The sequence below is a fragment of the Micromonospora sp. NPDC047753 genome (assembly GCF_040642735.1).
Taxonomy (GTDB): domain Bacteria; phylum Actinomycetota; class Actinomycetes; order Mycobacteriales; family Micromonosporaceae; genus Micromonospora.
Genome location: NZ_JBEYSL010000827.1, coordinates 1 through 1,618, shown reverse-complemented (window position 1 = coordinate 1,618; position 1,618 = coordinate 1). Strand labels below are relative to the sequence as shown.

Here is a 1,618-nt window from a genome sequence, read left to right as displayed (position 1 = left end):
CGACGCGTCCGGCGAGAGCCGACCTCGATACGAGGACCTGATTCCGTTGCCCGGGATGCTGGCCGAGCTGGTCGAGCAGGCACCCGAGAGCGACCTGCTCGGGGCGCGGGCGCTGCGCGCCGCCGGGGTGGCGGCGGTCCGCGAGGCCCAGCGTCGGCAGCGGCGTGGTGAACGGCTCGACGACGACGAGGTGGCCTGGTTGAGCCTGCTGATGACTCACCTGCCGGTCCGCGATCACGCGTGGGAACGCACCGACGGCCGGGACCGGGACATCGCCCTCTGGACCGACGTGCTGCGCCGCGCCGAGCCGGAGGTGGCCGCCGCGCCGGGTGCGCTGCTGGCGTTCGCCGCCTGGCGTGCCGGGCAGGGGGCGCTGGCGGCGGTCGCGCTCGAACGCACGCTGAGCCTGCACCCCGACTACTCGCTCGCGCTGCTGCTGGACGATCTGCTCCGACGGGGCGTTCCCCCGGCCGAGCTGGACGGCTGGCCGTCGGTCGGGATGCCCGGCGTCATCCGCCCCCGCAGGCGGAGCCGTCGTGGCCGCCGTTGAAGGACGCGATCACCGCGCGGTAATACCGCAGGTGCTACCAGAATTGATAGGCTGGCGGACGTGACAGTGAAGCGCTCCGTGAGCCTCCCCGACGACGTCGCGGACTGGCTCGACCAGCAGCCCAACGTCTCGGCGGCCATCACCGCAGCGGTACGGGTGCAGATGGCCCGCGTACACCTCGACGAGGTGCTGCGGCGCGCCGGCATCGAGGTGACCGAGGCGGGTAGGGCGCGATGGCGGGAGCGCCTGGCCACACCCATTCCGGCGGACGCCCTGGCTGAGGGACGCCGGATGTTGGGCCGAGCCGGATGAGCGATCAGATCGCCGCCGTGTTCGACGCGTCGGCGCTGACTGCCTACATCGAGGGCAACGTCTCGGTGGGGGAGTTGATGCTGGAGGTCGCCGACGAGGGTCGGCAGGTCGCCGTCCCAGCGACGTGCCTGGCTGTCGCCTTCGCGAGCGTGGCCGACGAGATCGATGCCGCGCTACTGGCCCTGATGATGACTGCCCCGATGATCCGTCTGCTGCCGCTCGACGTCGAAAACGTGCAGGACACCGGCAGGCTGGCCCGCGCCGTGGACGGCGACATCTCGTTCGGCCATGCCGCCCGCGCGGCACTCACCCACGAGGCGCACTACGCGACAGTGCGACCCAAGGTGGCGGCGACGGTGCTCCCTACCAACTGGAGCATCCTCGACCTGGCGTGACCGGTCTTCCGGCGACGCCTCCGTCGAAGGATGTACGCGTTGCTCCTGTTCACGGCCGACGCGGCAGGCTCGCCGCCGCCGGAGAATGATCTCGTGGCCGTTCTCCGCATTGGTACGACATGACCCCCGAGTTGCTGCTGTCGCTGGCCGGGCTGGCGTTGATCGACAGCACCAGCATCGGCACCCTCTTCATCCCGGTCTGGTTGCTGCTCGCCCCCGGGCCGGTCAACGTCCGGCGGATCCTGGGCTACCTCGCCACCATCGCGGTGTTCTACCTCGCGGTTGGGCTGCTGCTGGTCTGGGGACCCGCGACCCGGGTCAGGGCGCCTTGCCGAGCAGACGCGTGGCCAGAACGGCGGCC

At 71.3% G+C, this 1,618-nt stretch carries 3 protein-coding genes and 1 pseudogene; all 4 read left to right on the top strand.

Translation table 11 applies throughout. The annotated features are described in order from the left end of the window. On the top strand, nucleotides 1-550 hold a 550-nt coding region (locus ABZ749_RS34960; RefSeq protein WP_357235638.1), incomplete at its 5' end, for a DUF4192 domain-containing protein. Between the two features lie 60 nt (nucleotides 551-610). Then, nucleotides 611-862, top strand: coding sequence for a hypothetical protein (locus ABZ749_RS34955; protein WP_357235635.1), 252 nt, complete (start codon nucleotides 611-613; stop codon nucleotides 860-862). Beyond that, a complete protein-coding gene (locus ABZ749_RS34950; RefSeq protein ID WP_357235633.1) occupies nucleotides 859-1,257 on the top strand; it encodes a hypothetical protein in 399 nt (132 codons plus the stop codon). The genes ABZ749_RS34955 and ABZ749_RS34950 overlap by 4 nt, the downstream gene beginning before the upstream one ends. 119 nt (nucleotides 1,258-1,376) lie before the next feature. Beyond that, a pseudogene (locus ABZ749_RS34945) lies at nucleotides 1,377-1,618 on the top strand (hypothetical protein); the annotation flags it as partial.

Excerpts from the sequence above, each read along its gene's own strand:
- ABZ749_RS34950 (WP_357235633.1), top strand. The coding sequence starts at position 859 with ATGAGCGATCAGATCGCCGCCGTGTTCGACGCGTCGGCGCTGACTGCC.